Source organism: Stenotrophomonas sp. ESTM1D_MKCIP4_1 (assembly GCF_003086895.1).
Classification (GTDB): Bacteria; Pseudomonadota; Gammaproteobacteria; order Xanthomonadales; family Xanthomonadaceae; genus Stenotrophomonas.
Genome location: NZ_CP026004.1, coordinates 1,596,938 through 1,619,320 on the forward strand (window position 1 = coordinate 1,596,938; position 22,383 = coordinate 1,619,320).

Annotated in this window: 25 protein-coding genes; 17 read left to right on the forward strand and 8 right to left on the reverse strand. The window is 66.9% G+C overall.

Going from position 1 to position 22,383, the window contains the following annotated elements; translation table 11 throughout:
- Positions 1-157: 157 nt before the first annotated feature.
- Together C1924_RS07430 and C1924_RS07435 are read right to left on the reverse strand one after the other, a co-directional pair.
- Positions 158-829: an exopolysaccharide biosynthesis protein gene (locus C1924_RS07430; protein WP_108764718.1), complete on the reverse strand. Its 672-nt coding sequence runs from the start codon at positions 827-829 to the stop codon at positions 158-160.
- Positions 813-2,156, reverse strand: a complete 1,344-nt coding sequence (locus tag C1924_RS07435) for a hemolysin family protein (RefSeq protein WP_108764719.1) — start codon at positions 2,154-2,156, stop codon at positions 813-815. The genes C1924_RS07430 and C1924_RS07435 overlap by 17 nt, the downstream gene beginning before the upstream one ends.
- A gap of 283 nt (positions 2,157-2,439) precedes the next feature.
- Here C1924_RS07435 and C1924_RS07440 point away from each other — a divergent pair, with 283 nt between their 5' ends.
- Both C1924_RS07440 and C1924_RS07445 read left to right on the forward strand, forming a co-directional pair.
- Entirely contained in the window at positions 2,440-3,066 is a 627-nt protein-coding gene (locus tag C1924_RS07440) for a DUF47 family protein (protein WP_108764720.1), read from the forward strand.
- A gap of 13 nt (positions 3,067-3,079) precedes the next feature.
- Positions 3,080-4,201 carry an inorganic phosphate transporter gene (locus tag C1924_RS07445; protein WP_108764721.1) on the forward strand — a complete coding sequence of 374 codons (1,122 nt, stop codon included), beginning with the start codon at positions 3,080-3,082 and terminating at the stop codon, positions 4,199-4,201.
- Between the two features lie 407 nt (positions 4,202-4,608).
- Here C1924_RS07445 and C1924_RS07450 read toward each other — a convergent pair whose 3' ends face one another.
- The 3 genes from C1924_RS07450 to parE form a co-directional block, all read right to left on the reverse strand.
- The gene (locus C1924_RS07450; protein WP_108764722.1) at positions 4,609-6,105 is read right to left on the reverse strand and encodes a S10 family peptidase; all 1,497 of its coding nucleotides are present in this window, start codon (positions 6,103-6,105) and stop codon (positions 4,609-4,611) included.
- A gap of 109 nt (positions 6,106-6,214) precedes the next feature.
- Positions 6,215-6,793, reverse strand: a complete 579-nt coding sequence (locus tag C1924_RS07455) for a GNAT family protein (protein ID WP_108764723.1) — start codon at positions 6,791-6,793, stop codon at positions 6,215-6,217.
- 143 nt (positions 6,794-6,936) lie between these two features.
- Positions 6,937-8,826 carry a DNA topoisomerase IV subunit B gene (gene parE / locus C1924_RS07460; RefSeq protein WP_108764724.1) on the reverse strand — a complete coding sequence of 630 codons (1,890 nt, stop codon included), beginning with the start codon at positions 8,824-8,826 and terminating at the stop codon, positions 6,937-6,939.
- A 159-nt stretch (positions 8,827-8,985) separates the two neighbouring features.
- Between parE and C1924_RS07465 the strand changes: the two genes are divergently transcribed.
- The 10 genes from C1924_RS07465 (at position 8,986) to truD (ending at position 16,978) form a co-directional block, all read left to right on the forward strand.
- Positions 8,986-9,222 carry a hypothetical protein gene (locus C1924_RS07465; protein WP_108764725.1) on the forward strand — a complete coding sequence of 79 codons (237 nt, stop codon included), beginning with the start codon at positions 8,986-8,988 and terminating at the stop codon, positions 9,220-9,222.
- A gap of 398 nt (positions 9,223-9,620) precedes the next feature.
- Positions 9,621-11,285 (forward strand): CTP synthase, encoded by a 1,665-nt coding sequence (locus tag C1924_RS07470; protein ID WP_108764726.1) that lies wholly within the window; start codon positions 9,621-9,623, stop codon positions 11,283-11,285.
- 88 nt (positions 11,286-11,373) lie between these two features.
- Entirely contained in the window at positions 11,374-12,204 is an 831-nt protein-coding gene (gene kdsA, locus C1924_RS07475; RefSeq protein ID WP_079221430.1) for a 3-deoxy-8-phosphooctulonate synthase, read from the forward strand.
- Positions 12,201-12,557, forward strand: coding sequence for a hypothetical protein (locus tag C1924_RS07480; protein ID WP_108764727.1), 357 nt, complete (start codon positions 12,201-12,203; stop codon positions 12,555-12,557). The genes kdsA and C1924_RS07480 overlap by 4 nt, the downstream gene beginning before the upstream one ends.
- Positions 12,558-12,633: 76 nt before the next feature.
- Positions 12,634-13,020, forward strand: coding sequence for a hypothetical protein (locus C1924_RS07485; protein WP_216821581.1), 387 nt, complete (start codon positions 12,634-12,636; stop codon positions 13,018-13,020).
- A 55-nt stretch (positions 13,021-13,075) separates the two neighbouring features.
- Positions 13,076-14,368 (forward strand): phosphopyruvate hydratase, encoded by a 1,293-nt coding sequence (gene eno, locus C1924_RS07490; RefSeq protein WP_108764728.1) that lies wholly within the window; start codon positions 13,076-13,078, stop codon positions 14,366-14,368.
- 4 nt (positions 14,369-14,372) lie between these two features.
- Positions 14,373-14,723: a cell division protein FtsB gene (ftsB, locus tag C1924_RS07495; protein ID WP_108764729.1), complete on the forward strand. Its 351-nt coding sequence runs from the start codon at positions 14,373-14,375 to the stop codon at positions 14,721-14,723.
- Positions 14,720-15,418, forward strand: coding sequence for a 2-C-methyl-D-erythritol 4-phosphate cytidylyltransferase (ispD, locus tag C1924_RS07500; protein WP_108764730.1), 699 nt, complete (start codon positions 14,720-14,722; stop codon positions 15,416-15,418). Before ftsB ends, ispD begins: the two co-directional genes overlap by 4 nt.
- Before the next feature lie 34 nt (positions 15,419-15,452).
- Complete coding sequence (gene ispF, locus C1924_RS07505; RefSeq protein WP_079221436.1) at positions 15,453-15,950, forward strand: 2-C-methyl-D-erythritol 2,4-cyclodiphosphate synthase; 498 nt, start codon at positions 15,453-15,455, stop codon at positions 15,948-15,950.
- Positions 15,947-16,978 (forward strand): tRNA pseudouridine(13) synthase TruD, encoded by a 1,032-nt coding sequence (gene truD, locus C1924_RS07510; protein ID WP_108764731.1) that lies wholly within the window; start codon positions 15,947-15,949, stop codon positions 16,976-16,978. The genes ispF and truD overlap by 4 nt, the downstream gene beginning before the upstream one ends.
- Positions 16,979-17,113: 135 nt before the next feature.
- On the opposite strand, the gene C1924_RS07515 is transcribed toward truD, so the two are convergent.
- A complete protein-coding gene (locus tag C1924_RS07515; RefSeq protein ID WP_108764732.1) occupies positions 17,114-17,653 on the reverse strand; it encodes a Smr/MutS family protein in 540 nt (179 codons plus the stop codon).
- A 209-nt stretch (positions 17,654-17,862) separates the two neighbouring features.
- Between C1924_RS07515 and surE the strand changes: the two genes are divergently transcribed.
- The 4 genes from surE to C1924_RS07535 are packed head-to-tail and all read left to right on the forward strand — an operon-like array spanning position 17,863 to position 20,744.
- Positions 17,863-18,642: a 5'/3'-nucleotidase SurE gene (gene surE, locus C1924_RS07520; RefSeq protein WP_108764733.1), complete on the forward strand. Its 780-nt coding sequence runs from the start codon at positions 17,863-17,865 to the stop codon at positions 18,640-18,642.
- On the forward strand, positions 18,639-19,316 hold the full coding sequence (locus tag C1924_RS07525; protein WP_108764734.1) for a protein-L-isoaspartate(D-aspartate) O-methyltransferase: 678 nt from the start codon (positions 18,639-18,641) through the stop codon (positions 19,314-19,316). The genes surE and C1924_RS07525 overlap by 4 nt, the downstream gene beginning before the upstream one ends.
- Before the next feature lie 19 nt (positions 19,317-19,335).
- The gene (locus C1924_RS07530) at positions 19,336-19,950 is read left to right on the forward strand and encodes a YqaA family protein (protein WP_108764735.1); all 615 of its coding nucleotides are present in this window, start codon (positions 19,336-19,338) and stop codon (positions 19,948-19,950) included.
- Positions 19,947-20,744 carry a peptidoglycan DD-metalloendopeptidase family protein gene (locus tag C1924_RS07535; protein ID WP_108764736.1) on the forward strand — a complete coding sequence of 266 codons (798 nt, stop codon included), beginning with the start codon at positions 19,947-19,949 and terminating at the stop codon, positions 20,742-20,744. The genes C1924_RS07530 and C1924_RS07535 overlap by 4 nt, the downstream gene beginning before the upstream one ends.
- A 212-nt stretch (positions 20,745-20,956) precedes the next feature.
- Here the strand turns inward: C1924_RS07535 and C1924_RS07540 are convergent, their stop codons facing one another.
- Positions 20,957-21,331, reverse strand: coding sequence for an Mth938-like domain-containing protein (locus tag C1924_RS07540; RefSeq protein ID WP_108764737.1), 375 nt, complete (start codon positions 21,329-21,331; stop codon positions 20,957-20,959).
- A 13-nt stretch (positions 21,332-21,344) separates the two neighbouring features.
- A complete protein-coding gene (yhbY, locus tag C1924_RS07545; RefSeq protein ID WP_108764738.1) occupies positions 21,345-21,650 on the reverse strand; it encodes a ribosome assembly RNA-binding protein YhbY in 306 nt (101 codons plus the stop codon).
- A gap of 65 nt (positions 21,651-21,715) precedes the next feature.
- On the opposite strand from yhbY, the gene rlmE reads away from it, so the two are divergent.
- Entirely contained in the window at positions 21,716-22,348 is a 633-nt protein-coding gene (gene rlmE, locus C1924_RS07550) for a 23S rRNA (uridine(2552)-2'-O)-methyltransferase RlmE (RefSeq protein ID WP_006431652.1), read from the forward strand.
- Positions 22,349-22,383 lie beyond the last annotated feature (35 nt).

The window sequence follows — 22,383 nt, forward strand, 5'->3', positions numbered from 1 at the left end:
GGCTTCGGCGCGATCCTGACAGCCGGCCAGCGGCCGGCTCTACCATGCAAGGCGCTGAGGCTTCGCTGCGTCGGTAGTGCCGGCCGCTGGCCGGCAACCCGGACATCCTGACAGCCGGCCAGCGGCCGGCTCTACCAGTCATTGTGGATGGCGGCGCTCAGAACCAGCGCTGGAACAGTTCGACCGTGTAACCCACCAGCTGCCCCGAGCTGAAGCCGAAGAAGGCAATGGCCACCAGCGCGGCAATCCAGTTGAACAGCATCAGCGCGCCATCGCGTTCCAGCAGCGCCAGCGCGAACAGCAGCAACTGGAACCCGAACAGGAAGTTGGTGAACGGGATCGGCAGCGACAGCAGCACGCCCAGCAGCACCAGCAGCAGGCCGGTGAATGCGTGCGCCAGCAGCGGTGCCAGCAGCTGTGGCATGCGCGGTGAGAGCATGCGGTCCAGCCGCCGCAGCGGCCGGTCGATGCGTTCCAGGAAGTGGTGCATGGTCCCGCGTTTCGGCCCACGCCTGGCGATGAAGCCTGGCAGCCAGGGCTTGCGCCGGCAGAACAGCATCTGCAGGCCGATCAGGACCACCAGCGGCCCACTGACCGCGCCGCCCATGCCCGGGATCGGAATGAAGGAGGGCAGGATGGCCACGAACAGAAACACGCCGAAGGCACTCTGCTGCAGGTCCTTGAGGATCTGCCCGAGCGGCATGTGCTCGGCCGGGTCACCGGCGGCGAACATCGCCAGCAGGGTGCGGATGCCCTCGTTGCGATAGACCGGGCGCTCGCCGCCCGGCCCGTTGTCCGGCGCCTGGCTGGAATCAGGCGGTGAGCTCATCGGCCTGCTCGTCGGACAGGGTGCGCAGCAGCAGCTTGTCCACGCGCGCGCCATCCAGGTCCACCACCTCGAAGCGCCAGCCTGCCCAGTCGAAGTACTCGCCCGCATGCGGAATGCGGCCGAAGTAATGGATGCACATGCCGGCCAGGGTGTAGTAATCGCCATCCTCGGCATCGGGCAGTTCGTTGCTGCCGATCAGTTCGCGCAGGTCCTCGATCGGTAGCGAGCCGTCCACCAGCAGCGAGCCATCCTCGCGGGTCACCACCAAGGCGTCCTCATCGGCGTTCTCCACCGCCTGCAGGCGGCCGACCACCGCACCCATCAGGTCGCTGATGGTCACCAGGCCCTGGATCTCGCCGTATTCGTCTACCACCAGTGCCATCGACTGCTGTTCCTCGCGGAAGATTTCCAGCAGCTTCATCGCGTGGGTCGATTCGGACACGTACAGCGGCTCGCGCAGGGTCTGGAACAGCGCGTTGTCACCGCGCGCCATGCGCGTGGCCAGCGATTTCAGTTCCAGGATGCCGACCACGTCCATATCGTTGTCGCGCAGTACCGGGTACCGAGAGAACTCATGCTCGGCCATGATTTCCAGGTTGCGCTCCAGGCCGGCCTGGGTGTCGAGCCAGGCAATGCGGTTGCGCGGGGTCATCAGGCTGTCGGCGGTACGATCGCCCAGGCGCATGACACGGTTCATCATGTCGCGTTCGTGGGTGTCGATCACGCCGGCTTCGTGGCTCTCGGCCACCAGCATGCGGATCTCTTCTTCGGTCACCTGGGCCGCCTCGTCCTTGCCCAGGCCCAGCAGGCGCAACACCAGGCGGGTCGAGTGCGACAGCAGCCAGACCGCCGGGAAGGCGATGCGGGCCAGCCAGCCCATCGGCAGCGCGACCATGCCGGCGATGTCTTCCGACCGGGTGATGGCCAGGCGCTTGGGCACCAGCTCGCCGAAAATCAGGGTCAGGAAGGTGATCAGCGCGACGGCCAGCGTTTTACCGATCAGGTTCGACAGCGGCTGCGGCTCGCCGAACAGGGTGATGGTGTCGGCCAGGGACGGGAACATCACCTGCAGGTGGTGGGCAATGCTGTTGCCGATGGCCTCGCCGCCGTAGACACCGGTAAGGATGCCGCCCAGGGTGATGCCGATCTGGACCGTGGACAGGAAGTTCTCGGGCTTCTCGGACAGTTCCAGCGCCTTGGCTGCGCGCTTGGAGGTGCTGGCCATCTGCTTCAGGCGGCTCTTGCGCGACGTCATGACCGACATCTCGGACATGGCGAAGAAGCCGTTGAACACGATCAGGGCCAGGACAATCAGGATCTCAAACACGGGCGTCGTCCCCGGTTGGTGGCAGGGAGGGCGGGTGCTTGCAGTGGCGGCAGGCGCTCAGGAACGGGGCCTGGCGCGGCGCAGGGGGGTAAGGGTCGTCGTCCATAAGGTGCGCCCGAGGGCGCGCTGGCATCTTAGCAAAGGCGCATGGCCCGGTGGCAACTGCCTGTTCAGGTTGGGGGTTTTCGAGCCCCCTCGCAGGGCGGGGATACCCGAGATGGTCATCTAGCCGTCATAATTCGTCCTGGTGCCGTCCTTCCCGCGACGGCTGACAGGTTTCTCAATGTTCTCTCTGCAGACCATTTTCGGTTCCGGCAAACAGTTCTACACCCTGCTTGATGAGGCTGCCGTCGCGGCTTCCGATGCCGCCAAGGCGCTGCATTCCATGCTGCGCGAGGCCGACCGCCAGCCCGCGCTGGACGCCTTCAAGCTGGCCCGCCTGCGCGAGCGCGCCGCCTCGGACAAGATCAGCCAGGCGCTGGTGGACAGCTTCATGACCCCGATCGAGCGCGAGGACATCGAAGCGCTGGGCTCGGCGCTGTACAAGATTCCCAAGCAGATCGAGAAGTTCGCCGATCGCTATTCGCTGGCCACGACCCACCTGGAGCACATCGACTTCGCGCCGCGCGCGGCGATGCTGGAACAGGCTGCCAATGTGGTGGTGGAGATGGTGGCCGACCTGCGCCACATGAACCTGGACCGGATGACCGCGCTCAACGAGAAGCTGCGTTCGCTGGAAAACGAGGCCGACCGCCTGATGCTCGAGCTGTACCGCGACATCTATTCCGGTCGCCTGGACAACCTGCAGATGTTCCTGTTGAAGGAATTCTTCGAGATCCTGGAAAAGGCCATCGACCGTTGCCGCGAAGCCGGCGTGGTGGCTTACCAGATCGTGTTGAAGAACAGCTGACGGACGCCGCCGCATGTTGACCCTTGTCCTGGTGGTGATCCTGGCCGCGCTCGTCTTCGAGTTCATCAACGGCTTCCACGACACCGCCAATTCCATTGCCACCGTGGTGGCGACCAAGGTGCTCTCGCCCGGCTGGGCGGTGATGCTGGCCGCGGGCATGAACCTGATCGGTGCGCTGACCGGCACCGCGGTCGCGCTCACCATCGCCTCGGGCCTGCTCAACACCAACGTGGTGGATGTCACCCCGCAGGTCATCCTGTGCGCGCTGCTGGGCGGCATCATCTGGAACCTGATCACCTGGTGGAAGGGCCTGCCGTCCTCCTCCTCGCACGCGCTCATCGGTGGCCTGTGCGGCGCCGGCCTGGCCGCTGCCCACAACAACTGGGACGCACTCATCTGGTCCGAGCGCCTGGGCAACTGGGCGCAGAACAAAGGCCTGCTGTGGAAGGTGTTCGTGCCGATGATCACCTCGCCGATCGCCGGCTTCCTGCTCGGCATCGTGGTGATGGTGCTGCTGTGGGCGCTGATTGCCGGCCTGGCCAAGATCGGTGGTGCCATCGGTCGTCTGGCCCGCCCGCGCATCGTCAACGCGTTCTTCGGCAAGGCACAGATCGCCTCGGCCGCCTACATGGGCTTCGCGCACGGCCACAACGACGCGCAGAAGACCATGGGCATCATTGCCATGACCCTGATCGGTGCCGAAGCCACTGGCGCGCTGAATGACCTGCCTTCGTGGCTGGCCTTCATGCACCCGGACGCGCATGCCGGTGACGGCATTGCGATGTGGATCGTGCTGACCTGTGCGGTGGTGATGGCTGCCGGTACCGCCTCCGGCGGCTGGAAGATCATCAAGACCCTGGGCCACAAGATGGTCAAGCTGCACCCGATCCACGGCTTCGCCGCGGAGACCAGCTCGGCCACCATCCTGACCCTGGCCGCCCACTTCGGCATGCCGGTCTCGACCACCCACAGCATCTCCACCGCCATCATGGGCGTGGGCTTCGCCAAGAACCCGCGCTCGCTGAAGTTCGGCGTGATCGAGCGCATCGTCTGGGCCTGGATCCTCACGATCCCCGCCGCCGGCGGCTGTGCCTACCTGATCCTGAAGCTGTTCGAGCTGTTCGGCTGGACCTGATGCCCGTGCATCCGGGGTCAGAGCCCTTTCCCTGAAGGAAAGGGATCCGACCCCAGTAGACGAAGAAGCCCGCCGGATACCGGCGGGCTTTTTCATGGGCGAAACAATTCTTCTGCGCCCATCGTGTCGACCAAGGTCGACACCTACCAGAGCAGAGCCAGGGGCAGAGCCCGTGCCGACCAACGGTCGGCACCCACCGACAGCTCGCAGGAAACTGTCGAAGGCGGGATGGGTCCGGTTGCGGGGGTGTGAGCGGCATGGATGCCGCGACCAAGCCCCCATGGATGGGTTGACGGCGTCCCCCGCAGCCGGACCCACCCCGCCAACCCACGGAATCCCAGCTTTTGCAGTTGCAGTTGCAGTTGATCCAGCGGGTGCCGGGCCGCAGGCCCGGCCACCACCATCCCTCAGTTGCGCTGGAACAGTGCCTGCACATCCCTGCGGAATGCCGCCTGGCTGTCCGCACGGCTGTAGAACATATGCCCGCCCGGATAGCTGCGCACCTGCACCCGGTCCGGGTCGGTGCCCATCGCCGGCATCTGGTCCACCGTCAGGATCGAACCCATGAACGGGCACGACAGGTCGTTCCAGCCATGCACGATCAGCACCTGCAGGTGCGGGTCGATCGCCACCGCCTGGCGCAGCTGGGTCACCGCGCCCTGGCGCAGCTCGCCACCCCGGTCCCACAGCCGGTTCACGTCGTAGTTCAGCGCCTGGTAGCGCGCGTCGACCTTCCAGCCGACCACGCGCGTCACGAAGTCGACCATCGCCGTCGTGGTCGGCGCGATGATGCTGTCCAGCAGCGGGTCATTGGCGCGCTGTTCCGGATCGTTCGGGAACGGATCGAACGCGGTCACGTTGGAATCGTAGCGGCTGCCCAGCGTGCCCTTGTCGCGGAACACCTCACGCAGATACGCCTGCGTCTCCAGGCGACCACCGGCACGGCGCACGAACTGCGGGTCCAGACCGGTCAGTTCGGTCACCCGGCGCAGCATCGCCTCGGTGGCCTGCGGATCGCTGCGGCCCTTCATCAGCGCGGTCGCGTAATCGCCCCGGGTGTACTCCACCACCTCGCGCATGGCGGCATCGGTCAGCTTGCCCTGGCGCTCCAGGTGCGCTGCGGCGATCGACGGCAGCGTCTGCATCCACGCCATCGGTGAGACATCCGCGTTGTCTTCCAGGGTCGGGCTCAGGTACGGCGATACCAGCACCAGGCCGTTCATCGCCACGCCCAGGCGGGTCTGCAGGTAGTGGGTGATGCGCGGGCCGCGGTAGCCGCCGTAGCTTTCGCCGGTCAGGTACTTGCGTGCGCCCATGCGCTGGTTGCGCAGCAGCCAGTCGTAGATCGAGCGCGACAGGTACTCGATGTCGGCGCCGGGGTTGTACAGCTGCTTCTTGGCCTCGTCGTCGCTGATGCGCGCACGGCTGAAGCCGGTGCCGACCGGGTCGATGAACACCAGATCGGTGAAGTCCAGCCAGGTGCCCGGATTGTCGTGCAGCGTGGCCGGCGCCGAGGCGCTGTCGCCTTCCGAACCAAAGGTGACTACCTTCGGCCCGATCGCCCCCATGTTGAGGTAGACCGACGAGGCACCCGGACCGCCGTTGAGGGCGAAGGTCACCGGCCGGTCCTTGCCGGGCATCGTGTAGGCGGTAAAGACCACATCGGCAATCACCTTGCCCTGCGCATCCCGTACCGGCAGGGTGCCGACGGTGGCGGTGTAGTCCAGCGTGCGGCCAGCAAGACGCATGTTCTGGCGCACGGAGGCGTCGGCCGGCAGCGCGGGCGCTTCGGTCTTGTCGGTCTGGGGGGAAGGCTTGGAATCGGCGGCAGGTGCGGCGATGGCGCAAGCAGGGGCAACGAGCAGGCCGACGCAGAGCGCGGCGATGTGCAGCAGGGACTTCATGGCACCGGAGCGGTAGCGGAAGGGGATCCCGATGCTAGGCCGCTGCCCGGCGCGCGGGATGTGTCCAAAGGCATGGCTGCCGGTGGGGGCCCGTTGCGGCCAGATTCGGTCAAGCGGGCAGGGCGCCGCGGGCCTCATCGTCGGCCAGCAGGCCGTACACCGCCGAGTCGGACAGCTCGCCCTGGATGCGCCAGCGCTGGCGCAGCACACCTTCCAGGTGGAAGCCGAGGCGGTCGAGTACCTGCGCCGAGGGCTGGTTGCGCGGATCGATTTCCGCCTCCACCCGGTGCAGGTGCAGGGTGTCGAACAGGTAGGCCAGCAGCTGCTGCAGTGCCTCGTGCATGTACCCCTGGCCCTGTTTCGCCGGGGCGAGCAGGTAGCCGATTTCGGCGCGTGCGGCATCGCGGTCCAGCGCAAACACCACGCAGATGCCCAGCAGCGGACCGTCCAGCGATTCGCGCACGGCCAGCTTGAGCTGGGTGCCGGTGGCCTGTGCGGCCAGATCGTCGTCGATCTGCGCGCGGGCTTCGGTGGGCCGCGTCCACGCCGGATGGTTCCAGAAGCGCATCACGTCCTGGTCGGACTGCAGTGCGAACAACGCAGCGGCATCGTCACGACGGATCGGGCTGAGGACCAGCCGCGCGCTGTGCAGCGGCAGTCCCGGGAACAGCAGCGAATGGCTGGCCAATACGAGGGTCCACGCAGATGAGGGGGAGCCTGGGGTCGGATCCGTTTTCCACGGGAAAACGGCTCTGACCCCGACAACCGGGCACGACCAACATCGGGGTCAGGGCCCTTTCCTGCGGAAAGGGATCCGACCCCGCGCGGGGATCAGGCTTCCAGCGACGCCAGGTCGCCCTTGCTTTCCAGCCAGCCCTTGCGATCGGAAGCGCGCTTCTTCGCCAGCAGCATGTCCATCAGCGAGCGGGTCTGCTCGCCGTCATCCACCGTCAGCTGCACCAGGCGGCGCGTATCGGGGTGGATGGTCGACTCGCGCAGCTGCGGCGGATTCATCTCGCCCAGGCCCTTGAAGCGGGTGACATTGACTGCGCCCTTGATCTTCTCGCGTTCGATCTTGTCCAGGATCGAGCGCTTCTCTTCCTCGTCCAGGGCGTAGAACACCTGCTTGCCCACGTCGATGCGGAACAGCGGCGGCATCGCCACGAACACGTGGCCGGCATCGACCAGGGCGGGGAAGTGCTTGAGGAACAGTGCGGTCAGCAGGGTGGCGATGTGCAGGCCGTCCGAGTCCGCATCGGCAAGGATGACGACCTTGCCGTAGCGCAGGCCGGCGATGTCTTCCTTGCCCGGGTCGCAGCCGATGGCTACGGCCAGGTTGTGCACTTCCTCCGAGGCCAGCACGCTGTTGGAGGACACTTCCCAGGTGTTGAGGATTTTGCCGCGCAGCGGCAGGATCGCCTGGAAGTCCTTGTCGCGCGCCTGCTTGGCGCTGCCGCCTGCCGAGTCACCTTCCACCAGGAACAGTTCGGTGCGCGACAGGTCCTGGCTGATGCAGTCGGCCAGCTTGCCGGGCAGGGCGGGGCCCTGGGTGACCTTCTTGCGGACGACCAGCTTTTCGGTCTTCAGGCGCGCACTGGCGCGCTCGATGGCGATCTGCGCGATCTTCTCGCCCAGCTCCACGTTCTGGTTCAGCAGCAGGCTGAAGGCATCGTGGGCGGCGCCCTCGACGAAACCGGCGGCCTGGCGCGAGGACAGGCGTTCCTTGGTCTGGCCGCTGAACTGCGGGTCGGTCATCTTCAGCGACAGCACGAACGACACGCGGTCCCAGACGTCTTCCGGGGCCAGCTTGACGCCGCGCGGCAGCAGGTTGCGGAAGTCGCAGAACTCGCGCAGCGCCTCGGTCAGGCCGGTGCGCAGGCCGTTGACGTGGGTGCCGTGCTGGGCGGTGGGAATCAGGTTGACGTAGCTTTCCTGCACCAGCTCACCTTCCGGCAGCCAGGCTACGGCCCAGTCCACCACCTCGGTGTCTTTCTTCAGGTTGCCCACGAACAGATCGGCCGGCAGCGACTCACGGTCGCCCAGTTCCAGCTTCAGGTAATCGCGCAGGCCGTCTTCGTAGTACCAGGTATCGACTTCGCCGGTGGCTTCGTCGGTCAGTTTCACGGTCAGGCCCGGGCACAGCACGGCCTTGGCGCGCAGCAGGTGCTTGAGCGCGCGCACGGCGAACTTGGGCGTATCGAAGTACTTCGGGTCCGGCCAGAAGCGCACGCGGGTGCCGGTGTTCTTCTTGCCCACCGTGCCGACCACTTCCAGCGGAGTGGCGCGGTCGCCGTTGCGGAAGGTGATGCGGTGCTCGGAACCTTCGCGCTTGATGTGGACTTCCACCAGGGTCGAAAGCGCGTTGACCACGCTGACGCCGACGCCATGCAGGCCGCCGGAGAAGGTGTAGTTGTTGTTGCTGAACTTGCCGCCCGCGTGCAGGCGGGTCAGGATCAGTTCGACACCCGGGATCTTCTCTTCCGGGTGGATGTCCACCGGCATGCCGCGGCCGTCATCGCTGACTTCCACGCTGCCGTCCTTGTACAGGGTGATCTCGATCGAGCGGGCGTGGCCGGCGAGGGCCTCGTCCACCGAGTTGTCGATCACTTCCTGCGCCAGGTGGTTCGGGCGCGCGGTGTCGGTATACATGCCAGGACGGCGCTTGACCGGGTCCAGGCCGGACAGGACTTCAATATCGGCGGCGTTATAGCGTGCGTTCATCTATCTTCAAAGCGCGGAGCGACGCGCAAGTGTGCGGTGTGGACGGGGATTTTGCACGCCTGCGGTTCAGCCTCGGCGCCGGGGAGGGGGTAAAATGACAGCCGCTGGAATCTGGACACCGGCGCCCCCATGTCCAGGCCATACCGGGAGGAGGACTCCATGAAGAAGTTGCTGACCGTTGCGATCCTGGCCGCTGCCGCCGTTGCAGTGCCGCTGGTGATGGCGCAGAACGCAGGCCAGCCGGCCCCGCAGCAGGGTGACCAGGCTGACAAGGCCGCACAGTCCGAGGCCGATGCCAAGGCCAAGCGCCGTGCCCAGGCCAACGCCCAGATGAAGGCGAAGGGCCAGCCGGCCCCGCAGCAGGAAGAAGAGGAAGAGGCGAGGAAGAAGCGGTAAGGCTTCCGCCGCCGAGGCCGCTGCCGCAAGGCGCTGGCCCCTGAACGCCCCGCAGCGCGGGGCGTTTTCTTTTAGTAGTGACGCCATCTGCCCCTTGGGTTGGCGGCCCTCTATCTGTAAACTATGGCTTTCCGGGAGTAGTGCGTGTCCACCATTTGCGAATGGGCTGGACCGGCCATGCGTGGCCTCCAGCAATGCGGGTCGCAGGTGACGGTCGAATCGGCCGGCACGGCCGCCCCGACCTCGCACGATGGTCCCCGTCCGGCGCCTGCCGCCGACCGGCGCCGCACCTCCCTCGCTGCCCCAGCGAACCGGAAAACCCCCTTTCTGCTCCACGCCCGCCCCTCGGGCAGGCGTGGCGCTGCCGTTTTCCATTTCCAGACAGGATGCTTGCAGCCATGACTCCCTTGATTTTCGTAACCGGCGGCGTGGTGTCCTCGCTCGGCAAAGGTATTGCCGCTGCGTCACTGGCCGCCATTCTCGAAGCGCGTGGCCTGAAGGTCACGATGATGAAGCTCGACCCGTACATCAACGTCGATCCGGGCACCATGAGCCCGTTCCAGCACGGTGAGGTCTACGTCACCGACGACGGTGCCGAGACCGACCTCGACCTGGGCCACTACGAGCGTTTCGTCCGTACCCGCCTGAGCCGCAAGAATTCGGTCACCACCGGCCGCATCTACGAGAACGTCATCCGCAAGGAGCGCCGCGGCGACTACCTGGGCGCGACCGTGCAGGTCATTCCGCACATCACCGACGAGATCCGTCGCTGCATCGATGAGGCCACCGAAGGCTACGACGTGGCCCTGGTCGAGATCGGCGGCACCGTCGGCGACATCGAATCGCTGCCGTTCCTTGAAGCGATCCGCCAGGTGCGCACCGAACGCGGCCCGGAGAAGGCGCTGTTCATGCACCTCACCCTGGTGCCGTACATCGGTGCGGCTGGCGAACTGAAGACCAAGCCGACCCAGCATTCGGTGAAGGAACTGCGCTCGATCGGCATCCAGCCGGACGTGCTGCTGTGCCGTTCCGAACAGGCCGTGCCGGATTCGGAACGCCGCAAGATTGCCCAGTTCACCAACGTCTCCGAACGCGCCGTCATCAGCGTGCCGGACGTGGACGTGCTGTACCGCATTCCCTCCGGGCTGCATGCGCAGGGCCTGGACGAGATCGTGGTCAACCAGCTGAAGCTGGCCGACAAGGCCGGCCCGGTCGACCTGTCGATGTGGGAAGACGCGGTCGACGCGACCCTGCACCCGCTGGACGAAGTGACCATCGCCGTGGTCGGCAAGTACGTCGACCACCAGGACGCCTACAAGTCGGTCGGCGAAGCCCTCAAGCACGGCGGCCTGCGCCAGCGCACCAAGGTCAACCTGAAGTGGCTGGAAGCGCAGGAACTGGAAGGCACCGACATGGCCGCGCTGGCCGATGTCGATGGCATCCTGGTGCCGGGTGGCTTCGGTGACCGCGGTTTCGAGGGCAAGGTGCTGACCTCGCAGTTCGCCCGCCAGAACAACGTGCCGTACTTCGGCATCTGCTACGGCATGCAGGCCGCCGTGGTCGACTACGCGCGCAACGTGCTGGGGCTGGAAAACGCCAACAGCACCGAGAACGACCGCCAGTCGCCGGACCCGGTGATCGGCCTGATCACCGAATGGCGCACGGCCACCGGCGATGTCGAAAAGCGTGACGACAAGAGCGATCTGGGCGGCACCATGCGCCTGGGCCTGCAGGAACAGCGCCTGAAGCCGGGCACCCTGGCCCGCGAGCTGTACGGCAAGGATGTGGTGGCCGAGCGTCACCGCCACCGCTACGAGTTCAACAACCGCTACCGCACCCAGCTGGAAGATGCCGGCCTGGTGATCGCGGGCAAGTCGATGGACGACACCCTGGTGGAAGTGGTCGAGCTGCCGCGTGACGCGCATCCGTGGTTCCTGGCCTGCCAGGCGCACCCGGAATTCCTGTCCACGCCGCGTGACGGCCACCCGCTGTTCATCGGTTTCATCCGTGCCGCGCGCGAGCGCAAGGCCGGTGGCGCGCTGCTGGCCGAAGCCCGCGCCTGACTTGTGAATGGGGGCTTCGGCCCCCATCCTGCATGCTTCAACCCCAGCGCGCCGGCCTTGCCGGTGCAGCGGACAACAAGGAAACGCCATGAAACTGTGTGGATTCGAGGTCGGGCTGGACCAGCCCCTGTTCCTGATCGCCGGCCCCTGTGTGATCGAGTCGATGCAGCTGCAGCTCGATACCGCCGGCAAGCTGAAGGAGATCACCGATCGCCTCGGCGTCAACTTCATCTTCAAGTCGAGCTTCGACAAGGCCAACCGTACCTCGGGTACCGCGTTCCGCGGCCCGGGCATGGAAGAGGGCCTGAAGGTGCTGGCCGAAGTGAAGAAGCAGATCGGCGTGCCGGTGCTGACCGACGTGCATGAATACACCCCGATGGACGAAGTGGCCTCGGTGGTGGACGTGCTGCAGACCCCGGCGTTCCTGGTCCGCCAGACCGATTTCATCCGCAAGGTGTGTGCTGCCGGCAAGCCGGTCAACATCAAGAAGGGCCAGTTCCTGGCGCCGTGGGACATGAAGCCGGTCGTCGAGAAGGCCAAGTCCACCGGTAACGAGCAGATCATGGTCTGCGAGCGTGGTGCCAGCTTCGGCTACAACAACCTGGTCAGCGACATGCGCTCGCTGGCGGTGATGCGCGACACCGGCTGCCCGGTGGTGTTCGATGCCACCCATTCGGTGCAGCTGCCGGGCGGGCAGGGCACCAGCTCCGGTGGCCAGCGCGAGCACGTGCCGGTGCTGGCGCGCGCTGCCGTGGCTGTGGGCATCTCCGGTCTGTTCGCCGAGACCCATCCGGATCCGTCCAAGGCGCTCTCCGATGGCCCGAATGCGTGGCCGCTGGACCAGATGGAAGCCCTGCTCGAGACCCTGATGGAGCTCGACGCGGTCACCAAGAAGCACGGTTTCTCGCGCTTCGCGTGAGTCTGGACCCGTGGGCGGCGCTGGAAGCCCAGCGTCGCCGGCGGCATTGGCGCAGCTGGCCGTGGGGCTGGGTGGCGTTGGCGCTGGGCCTGCTGGCCTGGGGCGCGTTCGGCTACGCGGTGTTGCTCGGCGCCGCTGGTACACGCATGCCGGGCGACGGTGCCGCGCCGCAGTGGCAGGCGTCCGCATTGCGGGTGTCCCTGATCGCGTCCGCAGTGATGTATCCCGCCAGTGCCACCAGCGCGCTGCTGGGCTGGCGCCTGCAGCGCGCACGTGGTGTCGCCGGACTGGCCGCACTGCTGCTGGCCGTGCCCTCCGCTCTGCTGGCCTGGGCCATCTGGGCGCAGCATTGAGCATTCGACGGCCGGCACTGGCCCCATTCACGCGAAACGCATTCATACGATGAGCCTGATGCACGACAGTGATCCCATGAGTGCTTCCGCGCGCGCGCCGCGCCGGCCATGGCCCTGGGGCGCCTGCGCGCTGGGCCTTGCCGTGCTGGCCTGGGCGGCGGTCGCCGCAGGCGTGATGGTGTTCCTGTCTGCAATCGGCACGCCTGGTGATGGCAGCCAGGCACTGGCCGCAGTGCAGTGGGCGCTGATGCTGGCCGTTGTCGTGCTGGCACTGTCCGCGCTCGGCAGTGGCGTGGCCTCGGTGTTGGCCTGGCGCACGCAGCGGGGCCGTGGCATGGCTGCCGTGGCCGCGTTGTTGCTGGTGTTGCTGGGCCTGCTGATTGCCGTGCCGCTGCTGGCAGGGGGCGCCGATCCCGTTGTGGCCGACCACAGCATTTGGCAAGCGACGGGCAGCCGGGGATAATCACGCGGCATTTCACATTTGTCGCATTCCCTCCATACAGGTAACCGGCCCGACCATGAGTACGATCCGCAGCATCCACGCCCGTGAAATCCTCGACAGCCGTGGCAACCCCACGCTGGAAGCCGAAGTCATCCTGGAGGACGGTTCGTTCGGTCGCGCCGCGGTCCCCTCCGGCGCCTCGACCGGCACCAAGGAAGCGGTGGAGCTGCGTGATGGCGACAAGACCCGTTACCTGGGCAAGGGCGTGCGCAAGGCAGTCGACAACGTCAACACCACCATTGCCAGCGCGCTGCAGGGCTTTGAAGCCACTGACCAGGCCGGGCTGGACCGCCGCCTGATCGATCTGGACGGCACCGAGAACAAGGGCCGCCTGGGCGCCAACGCGCTGCTGGGTGTTTCCATGGCCGCCGCGCATGCGGCCGCCGCCTCCAGCAAGCAGGCCCTGTGGCAGTACCTGGCCGGCAAGACCGGCGCAACCCCGGCGCTGCCGGTGCCGATGATGAACATCATCAACGGCGGCGCCCACGCCGACAACAACGTCGACTTCCAGGAATTCATGGTGCTGCCGGTGGGTTTCACCTCGTTCTCCGAAGCGCTGCGCGCTGGTACCGAAATCTTCCATTCGCTGAAGTCGGTGCTGAAGAGCCACGGCCTGAGCACTGCGGTGGGTGACGAAGGCGGTTTCGCGCCGGACTTCCGCAGCAACGTCGAAGCGCTGGACACCATCCTGGAAGCGATCGGCAAGGCCGGCTACACCGCCGGTGAAGACGTGCTGCTGGGCCTTGACGTGGCCTCCAGCGAGTTCTTCGAGAACGGCAAGTACAACCTGGTGGGCGAGAACAAGCGCCTGACCTCCGAACAGTTCGTCGACTTCCTCGCCGACTGGGCCGCGCAGTACCCGATCATCACGATCGAAGACGGCCTGGCCGAGAACGACTGGGCGGGCTGGAAGCTGCTGACCGACCGCATCGGCAAGAAGGTCCAGCTGGTGGGCGACGACCTGTTCGTCACCAACCCGAAGATCTTCCAGGAAGGCATCGACTCGGGCACCGCCAACGCGATCCTGATCAAGGTCAACCAGATCGGCACCCTCAGCGAAACCCTGGAAGCGATCGCCATGGCCGACCGTGCCGGCTACGCCGCCGTGGTCTCGCACCGTTCGGGCGAAACCGAAGACACCACCATCGCCGACATCTCCGTGGCCACCACCGCCACCCAGATCAAGACCGGCTCGCTGTGCCGCAGCGATCGCGTGGCCAAGTACAACCAGCTGCTGCGCATCGAGGAAGCCCTTGGCGCCAGCGCGCGTTACGCCGGTCGTGACGCGTTCGTGTCGCTGAAGCGCTGATCCCATGCGCGACTGGCGCTGGCTGCTGTTGCTGCTGGCCCTGCTGCTGGCATGGCTGCAGTACCGTTTCTGGTTCGGCCCGGGCAATTCGGGTGAAGTGATGATGCTCGAAGCCCAGGTCGCCAACCAGGAACGCGATAATGAAGGTCTGCAGCAGCGCAACGATGCGCTGGCTGCTGAAGTGAAGGACCTCAAGGAAGGCCAGGCCGCCATTGAAGAACGCGCGCGCAGCGAGCTGGGCATGATCAAGCCCGGCGAGAAGTTCTACCGCGTGGTGGAGGATGCGCCGGTCCGTCCGGCGCAGGCTGCACCGGGCGCGGCGCAGGTCGGTGACCACCCGGCGGACGTGCCGTGAGCGCGGCCATCTGGGCGGTTGTTCCGGCTGCCGGGCGCGGCGCCCGTTTCGGTGCGCCGCTGCCCAAGCAGTACCTGCAGGCGGGCGGGCAGATCCTGCTCGCCCATACCCTGGATGCGCTGCTGGCGCACCCGGCTGTGGCCGGGGCGATGGTGGTGATCGGCCAGGACGATGCCGATTGGCCGGGTTGGACCGAATGGTCCGGCAAGCCGGTACTGACATGCGTGGGCGGGGCAACCCGTGCCGCGTCGGTGCTGGCAGGCCTGCAGGCCTTGCCCGACAGCGTACGCGCTGATGAATTCGTGCTGGTGCACGATGCCGCACGGCCCAACCTGTCGCTGGCCGATCTGGGCCGCCTGCTGGAAGTGGGGCGTGCCGACCCGGTCGGCGCGATCCTCGCCGCCCCGGTGCGCGACACCCTCAAGCGTGCCGGCGACGATGGTGGCATCGATGGCACCGAGCCGCGCGAGCGGCTGTGGCGCGCATTGACGCCGCAGCTGTTCCGTCGCCACCAGCTCACCCGTGCGCTGGCCGGTGCCGCCGCGGGTGGCGTCGAGGTCACCGACGAGGCCATGGCCATGGAGCGTCAGGGTCAGCGCCCGCTGTTGGTCGAAGGCAGCGAGGATAATTTCAAGGTCACGACCCCGGCCGACCTCGACCGTTTTGAGTTCGTACTTTCCCGCCGCGCCGGTTGAACGCCCGCGCGGCCCTGTTGCAAGGGTTTCATCCATGAGCACTGCTCCGTTCCCGCCCGTCCGCATCGGCCAGGGCTACGACGTCCATGCCTTCGGTGAAGGCGACCACATCATGCTGGGCGGCATCCGCGTGGCGCACAGCTGCGGCGTGCTTGCGCACAGCGATGGCGATGTGATCCTGCACGCGCTGTGCGATGCCATGCTCGGCGCCATCGCGCTGGGCGACATCGGCCAGCATTTCCCGCCCAGCGATGACCGCTGGAAGGGCGCGGACAGCAGCGATTTCGTCCGCCACTGCGACAGCCTGCTGCGCGAGCGCGGCTGGCGCGTCGGCAACACCGACATCACCGTCATCTGCGAGCGGCCCAAGGTCGGCCCGCATGCACTGGCGATGCGTGAACGCATCGGCGGCCTGCTGCAGCTGCCGCTGGACGCGGTGAGCGTCAAGGCCACCACGTCGGAGAAGCTTGGCTTCACCGGTCGTGGCGAAGGCATCGCCGCGCAGGCCGTGGTCCTGCTGGTGGCGGCATGATTCCGGTACCGCTGGCCTTTGGCGAGCCGCTGCTGCGCGCACGCATCCGCACCACGCCGGAGGATTTCCAGGTCGACGAACTGCCGGCTTTCGAGGCCACCGGCGAAGGCGAGCACCTGCTGCTGCACATCCGCAAGCGCGGCGCCAATACGGTGCACGTCGCGAAGGTGCTGGCAAAGTGGGCGGGCCTGCCGGAGATGGCGGTCAGCTATGCGGGCATGAAGGACCGCAACGCGGTCACCACCCAGCGTTTCAGCGTGCACCTGCCCAAGCGCGTCGCCCCCGACCTGGCCAGCCTGGCCAGCGACGAGATCGAAGTGATCGATGCCACCTGGCACAACCGCAAGCTGCAGCGCGGCGCGCTGGCCGGCAACCGCTTCAAGCTGGTGCTGCGCGAGGTGCAGGGCGATGCCGCAGCGATCGACGAGCGCCTGCAGCAGATCGCCCACCGTGGCCTGCCGAACTGGTTCGGCGAACAGCGGTTTGGTCGTGATGGCGGCAACGTGCCTGCGGCGCTGGCCATGTTCGGTGGCCGTCGCATGCGTCAGGACCAGCGTTCACTGCTGCTGTCGGCTGCCCGCTCGGCGTTGTTCAACCGCGTGCTGGCCACGCGCGTGGAGCAGGGCAGCTGGGACCAGCCGCTGGACGGCGAAGTGTGGATGCTGGATGGCAGCCGCAGCGTGTTCGGTCCCGAGCCTTACACCGATGTGCTGGCCGAGCGCCTGGCACGTTTCGACATCCACCCCAGCGCGCCGCTGTGGGGTGAGGGCGAACTGCGCAGTACCGATGCTGCCCGCGCACTGGAACTGGCCGCGCTGGACGATGAGGAGTCGCAGGCGCTGCGAGTGGGACTGGAAGGCGCCCGCCTGAAGCAGGAACGCCGCGCGCTGCGCCTGCGTCCGGCCCTGCTGCAGCATCAGTGGTTGGCCGACGACGTGCTGGAGCTTTCGTTCGCCCTGCCGCCAGGCTGCTACGCCACCGCCCTGCTGCACGAACTCGGCCCGGTCGAAGACGCCTCGCAGGCCTGACGGTACAGGTGCGGGGCCGGGGGGGTAGAGTCGACTGTCAGTCGACTATCGCGCGCAACGCGGGCTTTTCGCGCGCTGCCGCAAGAAGCAGTCGACTAATAGTCGACTCTACCGGGCCGGTCGCCGCCGGGTTCGTCAACGCCGCGCCAGCAGCACCAGCACTGCGCCGGTGCCGCCCTGGCCGGTCGGTGCCGAATGGAAGGCCAGCACGTCGTTGCGCAGCCGTAGCAGACGGTCGACAAGATTCTTCAGCACCGGTGCGCCGCCATCGGACTGCAGGCCCTTGCCATGGATGATGCGCACGCAGCCGTACTCGTGCGCGTGCGCTTCCAGCAGGAACTGCCGCAGCAGCGCCTCGGCCTGTGCGGCGGTGGCACCGTGCAGGTCCAGTTCGTCCTGCACGGAATACTGGCCGCGCTTGAGGCGCTGGAACATGCGCGGCGGCAGGTTGTCGCGCCGGTAGCTGGCGGTATCGCCGGCTTCCAGTGGACTGCTGTCGCGCAGCAGGCGGGCGAACTCACCCGCCGCCTCGGCTTCGTCGCGTTCGGCCATGCGCGCGCGCGGTTTCGGTCGCGGCGCGGCAGGCGCCGGTTCGACTTCCTTGCGCAGCGGTTTCACTTCGCCGATGGCCGCGCGGAACAGGGCGGCCGGATCTTCGTCATCAGGGTGGGACATGCGCACAGGGTAAACCGCCCGCGCAGGTCTGCCTATGTCGATTCGATGACGCGCATCACCACTGGCAGGGTAGGACCGGCGGCCCGCTTGCGGCACAATACCCGACGCACTAGCGTGATCGCCGGCTTCCCTGGGGAGCCGGGCGGATCCCGCCCACGCGACAAGGTGACGGAATCGAATTCTTGGAAAATCAAGCGGTTAAATCGAAGATGCGCATCCTGGTCAGTAACGATGATGGCGTCGACGCCGCAGGCATCCGGATGCTTGCCGCCGTGCTGCGTGAGGCCGGCCATGAAGTGACGGTAGTCGCGCCCGACCGGGATCGTTCCGGCGCCAGCAACTCGCTGACCCTGGACCTGCCGATCCGGCTCAAGCGCATCGACCATTACACGGTCTCGGTGGCCGGTACCCCGACCGACTGCGTGCACCTGGCGCTGACCGGACTGCTGGAATTCGAGCCTGACATTGTCGTATCCGGCATCAACAACGCCGCCAATCTCGGCGACGACGTCATCTACTCGGGCACCGTTTCGGCGGCGATGGAAGGGCGCTTTCTCGGACTGCCGGCCGTGGCCGTTTCGCTGGTTACCCGCAACCACGAGCCGAAGCACTTCGAGACCGCCGCGCGCGCTGCGGTGGAGATCGTCGCCCGGCTGAAGGCCGATCCGCTGCCGGCTGACACCATTCTCAACGTCAACGTCCCCGACCTGCCATGGAGCGAGGTCAAGGGCTTTGAAGTGACCCGGCTGGGCAACCGCCATCGTGCTGAAGGCTGCATCGCGCAGAAAGACCCGCGCGGCAACGAGGTGTACTGGATCGGGCCGGCGGGGCGCGAGCAGGATTCCGGCCCGGGCACCGATTTCCACGCCGTGCGTACCGGTCATATCTCGATCACGCCCATCCAGGTCGACCTGACCCGCTACCAGGCGCTGGAAAAAGTGGCCAGCTGGGTCGGCGGACTGAGCGCCGCGCTGGACCAGCCCGCATGAGCCCACGCCTGCGCCTGCAACCGGAAGCCGTCGGCATCGGCATGACCTCGCAGCGGGTGCGCGACCGCCTGGTGGATCGCCTGCGCGAGGCCGGCATCGTCGACGAGTCCACGCTGAACGCGATCCGGGTGGTTCCGCGGCATCTGTTCATCGACGAGGCCCTGGCCTCGCGCGCCTACGAAGACACCGCTCTGCCGATCGGCCATGGCCAGACCATTTCCCAGCCATGGGTGGTGGCCCGGATGACCGAGGCGGTGCTGCAGGTGGCGCCGAAAAAGGTGCTGGAAGTCGGCACCGGTTCGGGCTACCAGGCAGCCGTGCTCGGCGCGGTGGGCGTGGAGGTCTACACCGTCGAGCGTATCGGTGACCTGCTGCGGCAGGCGCGCAAGCGCTTCCGCGCGCTGGGCATGAACATCCGCACCAAGCATGACGACGGCCGGGTCGGCTGGGCCGAGCACGGTCCTTTCGATGCGGTGGTGGTCACGGCGGCGGCACCGGCCCTGGTCGATGCCCTGGTCGAGCAGCTGGCAGTGGGCGGACGTCTGGTGGCACCGGTGGGCGGCCCCGGCGGCCAGTCGCTGGTGCAGCTGGACCGCAAGGACGACGGCAGCATCGAACAACGCGTGCTGGCACCGGTCACGTTCGTGCCGTTGCTGTCTGGCATGCTCGATTGAATCCACGGAGCAGGGTTGCATGAAGATTTTCGGGCCGCTGTACGAGCGGGCGATGAAGTGGGCGGCGCACGAACGCGCGCCGACCTACCTGACGGTGTTGAGTTTCTTTGAAGCCATCATCTTCCCGGTCATGCCGGAGGTGATGCTGGCGCCGATGTGCGTGGCCCAGCCCAAGCGCGGCTGGTGGTTCGCCACCCTCAGCCTGGCCGGCTCGATGGTCGGCGCGGTGGTCGGCTATGCACTGGGGCATTTCGCATTCGAGGCGATCAAGCCTCTGTTCGAGGCGCTGGGCATGCTGCCGGCCATCGAACAGGGCATCGCCACCGTGCAGGGCAAGATGGCCGAGTCGCCATGGGCGGTGTTCACCTTCCTGGTGCTGGGCGGGTTCATGCCCATCCCGATGAAGGTCTTCACGTGGGCTTCGGGTATCGTCGGGGTGCCGATGCCACAGTACCTGCTGAGCATGTTGATCGGCCGCGGCAAGCGCGTGTACGTGCTGGCGGCGGTCATCCGTATCGGCGGTGCCCGTGCCGAAGCGGCGCTGCGTCGCTGGATTGAACCGCTGGGCTGGATCGCCACCGCGCTGGTGGTGGTGCTGGTCGCCTGGCTTGTATGGAGGTCGAAGTTCGCATGAGTGCAGATCGTCTGAGCAAGGGAGTGCGCATTGGCGCGCTGGCGTTGCTGGTATCCACCCTGGCTGCCTGTGGCACCGCCACCGTCGTGCGGCCGGGCGGCGGCAGCAGTGGCAGCACGGGGGGCAGCAGTGTCAGCACGCCGAAGACGTCGGTGCCCAAGCCCGGGCAGACCGTGGTCGTGCGCAAGGGCGACACGATCTATGCACTGGCCCGCATCCATGACATCACCCCGGCCGACCTGATCGCCTGGAACCGTCTGGACAATCCCTCGCAGATCTACCCTGGCCAGGTCATCCGACTGTATCCGGCCGGTGCCACGGGTGGCCGCGCGCCGACCACGGTGGTGACCCCGCCGCGCGGTACCGCAGGCACGACCACGACGGTACCGGTGGCGACCGCGCCGGTGGGGCCGGTGAAGAGCAACATCGACTGGCGCTGGCCGGCCGACGGCGCGATCGTGGGCCGCTACGTGGCCGGCGATGCGACCAAGCAGGGTGTGGACATTGCCGGCGCAAGCGGCGCTGCCGTGCGTGCCACCGCCAATGGCGTGGTGGTGTACTCCGGCGCCGGCCTGGTGGGCTATGGCGAACTGATCATCATCAAGCACAGTGACCAGTGGCTGTCGGCCTATGGCCACAACCGCAAGCGCCTGGTCAACGAAGGTCAGAACGTCAAGGCGGGTGAGCAGATCGCCGAGATGGGCCGCTCCGGCGCCAACCGCGACATGCTGCACTTCGAGATACGCTACAACGGCAAACCGGTCGACCCGCAGCAGTATCTGCCGGCGCGTTGACGGGGTAGCGCCGGGCCGTGCCCGGGGACTTTGCGCCGCGATGCGGCGCCGCCCGAGCATCGGCACGGCCGCTACAGGCAGCCTGCAATCCATCACCTGTAGAGCCGAGCCTTGCTCGGCTGCTCTTCGCGGCGAGACAAAAACGCCCGAGCATCGGCCCGGGCGCTATGGGTATCGCGATCTGATCCGGGTAACGCCCGGCGGCTCCGGCCTCAACCTTCCAGAATGAAGGCGGCGGCCACCTTGCGGCCTTCGCCGGCAAGGATGTTGAACGTGCGCGCCGCAGCCGGATTGTTCATCACTTCCAGGCCGATACCGCGCGAGAGGCAGGCCGCCATCACTGCGGCCGGCGGAAACACCTGGCGCTCGCCGGTGCCCAGGATGATCAGGGCCGGGTTCAGCGCCAGGATCGGTTCCAGGTCGGCCAGCTGCAGCTCGGCTGCCTGGCGCACCGGCCATTGCGCAACCAGCTGGTCGGGGGTCAGGAAGAAGCTCTGCCCCAGCACCTGGTCGTTGACCTTGGCCGAACGGCCGTCGGCGGCGCGCAGGCTGTAGGCGTAATCGGGCGGTTCGTGGTTCAGCTGCATGGGGGCAGGGCGATCAGCCGCGCGGCAGCACGATCTGGCGCTGTTCCTTGCTCGGGCGGTACAGCACGGCGACGTGGCCGATGCGCTGCACCAGCGCCGCCTCGGTGGCCTCGGCGATCTCGGCGATCATCGCGTCACGGGCGTCGCGGTCCTCGGCGGCAACCTTCACCTTGACCAGTTCGTGGCGTTCCAGGACTTCGTTCAGCTCGGCGATGAAAGCCGGGGTGATGCCCTTGCCGCCGGTCTGCAGCAGAGCCTTGAGGTCGTGGGCTTGGCCGCGCAGGAAACGGGTCTGGGAAGCGGTCAGGGCGATGGACATGCAGGAAAAGGCGGTTGAATGGGACGATCAGGGTATCATGACGACCCCATCAGCCCCTATTTCCAATGGCCACCCGTAGCAAAAGCAGCCAGCGCTGGCTCAAGGAACACTTCTCCGACCCCTTCGTGAAGAAGGCGCAGGCCGAAGGCATGCGCTCGCGTGCGGCCTACAAGCTCGAAGAGCTGCTCGAACGTGACCGGCTGCTGAAGCCGCATATGGTGGTGGTCGACCTCGGTGCGGCCCCGGGGGGCTGGTCTCAGCAGGTCCGGAGACAGATCGGCGACACCGGCCGGGTGCTTGCCCTGGACATCCTGGACATGCCGCCGCTGGCCGGCGTGGAGTTCCTTCACGGTGACTTCAGGGAAGAAGCCGTCCTATCGCAGTTTGAAGCCATGCTCGGGGATCAGCCGGTAGACCTTGTGCTGTCGGACATGGCCCCCAATAAGAGTGGTGTGGGCGCGGTCGACCAGCCGCGGATGATGCACCTGGCCGAGCTTGCGCTGGACTTCGCCGACAACCACCTCAAGACCGGTGGGGCGTTCCTGATCAAGCTGTTCCAGGGCGAGGGCTTTGACGATTACGTGCGCGAAATGCGCCGCCGGTACGACAAGGTCTCCATCCGCAAGCCGGAAGCCTCGCGCAAGCGCTCGCCCGAGGTGTATGCCTTGGGACAGGGAAAACGCGCCCACATGAAGTAAGCTCGCCGAGTACGCTCGACCCCAACGCAACACCC

What these genes read in the sequence shown, in the direction of transcription:
- C1924_RS07430 (WP_108764718.1), bottom strand. Translation starts at nt 829, where the DNA reads ATGAGCTCACCGCCTGATTCCAGCCAGGCGCCGGACAACGGGCCGGGC.
- C1924_RS07440 (WP_108764720.1), top strand. Translation starts at nt 2,440, where the DNA reads ATGTTCTCTCTGCAGACCATTTTCGGTTCCGGCAAACAGTTCTACACC.
- C1924_RS07445 (WP_108764721.1), top strand. Translation starts at nt 3,080, where the DNA reads ATGTTGACCCTTGTCCTGGTGGTGATCCTGGCCGCGCTCGTCTTCGAG.
- C1924_RS07450 (WP_108764722.1), bottom strand. Translation starts at nt 6,105, where the DNA reads ATGAAGTCCCTGCTGCACATCGCCGCGCTCTGCGTCGGCCTGCTCGTT.
- parE (WP_108764724.1), bottom strand. Translation starts at nt 8,826, where the DNA reads ATGAACGCACGCTATAACGCCGCCGATATTGAAGTCCTGTCCGGCCTG.
- C1924_RS07465 (WP_108764725.1), top strand. Translation starts at nt 8,986, where the DNA reads ATGAAGAAGTTGCTGACCGTTGCGATCCTGGCCGCTGCCGCCGTTGCA.
- C1924_RS07470 (WP_108764726.1), top strand. Translation starts at nt 9,621, where the DNA reads ATGACTCCCTTGATTTTCGTAACCGGCGGCGTGGTGTCCTCGCTCGGC.
- kdsA (WP_079221430.1), top strand. Translation starts at nt 11,374, where the DNA reads ATGAAACTGTGTGGATTCGAGGTCGGGCTGGACCAGCCCCTGTTCCTG.
- C1924_RS07485 (WP_216821581.1), top strand. Translation starts at nt 12,634, where the DNA reads ATGAGTGCTTCCGCGCGCGCGCCGCGCCGGCCATGGCCCTGGGGCGCC.
- eno (WP_108764728.1), top strand. Translation starts at nt 13,076, where the DNA reads ATGAGTACGATCCGCAGCATCCACGCCCGTGAAATCCTCGACAGCCGT.
- ftsB (WP_108764729.1), top strand. Translation starts at nt 14,373, where the DNA reads ATGCGCGACTGGCGCTGGCTGCTGTTGCTGCTGGCCCTGCTGCTGGCA.
- ispF (WP_079221436.1), top strand. Translation starts at nt 15,453, where the DNA reads ATGAGCACTGCTCCGTTCCCGCCCGTCCGCATCGGCCAGGGCTACGAC.
- truD (WP_108764731.1), top strand. Translation starts at nt 15,947, where the DNA reads ATGATTCCGGTACCGCTGGCCTTTGGCGAGCCGCTGCTGCGCGCACGC.
- C1924_RS07515 (WP_108764732.1), bottom strand. Translation starts at nt 17,653, where the DNA reads ATGTCCCACCCTGATGACGAAGATCCGGCCGCCCTGTTCCGCGCGGCC.
- surE (WP_108764733.1), top strand. Translation starts at nt 17,863, where the DNA reads ATGCGCATCCTGGTCAGTAACGATGATGGCGTCGACGCCGCAGGCATC.
- C1924_RS07525 (WP_108764734.1), top strand. Translation starts at nt 18,639, where the DNA reads ATGAGCCCACGCCTGCGCCTGCAACCGGAAGCCGTCGGCATCGGCATG.
- C1924_RS07530 (WP_108764735.1), top strand. Translation starts at nt 19,336, where the DNA reads ATGAAGATTTTCGGGCCGCTGTACGAGCGGGCGATGAAGTGGGCGGCG.
- C1924_RS07535 (WP_108764736.1), top strand. Translation starts at nt 19,947, where the DNA reads ATGAGTGCAGATCGTCTGAGCAAGGGAGTGCGCATTGGCGCGCTGGCG.
- C1924_RS07540 (WP_108764737.1), bottom strand. Translation starts at nt 21,331, where the DNA reads ATGCAGCTGAACCACGAACCGCCCGATTACGCCTACAGCCTGCGCGCC.
- yhbY (WP_108764738.1), bottom strand. Translation starts at nt 21,650, where the DNA reads ATGTCCATCGCCCTGACCGCTTCCCAGACCCGTTTCCTGCGCGGCCAA.
- rlmE (WP_006431652.1), top strand. Translation starts at nt 21,716, where the DNA reads ATGGCCACCCGTAGCAAAAGCAGCCAGCGCTGGCTCAAGGAACACTTC.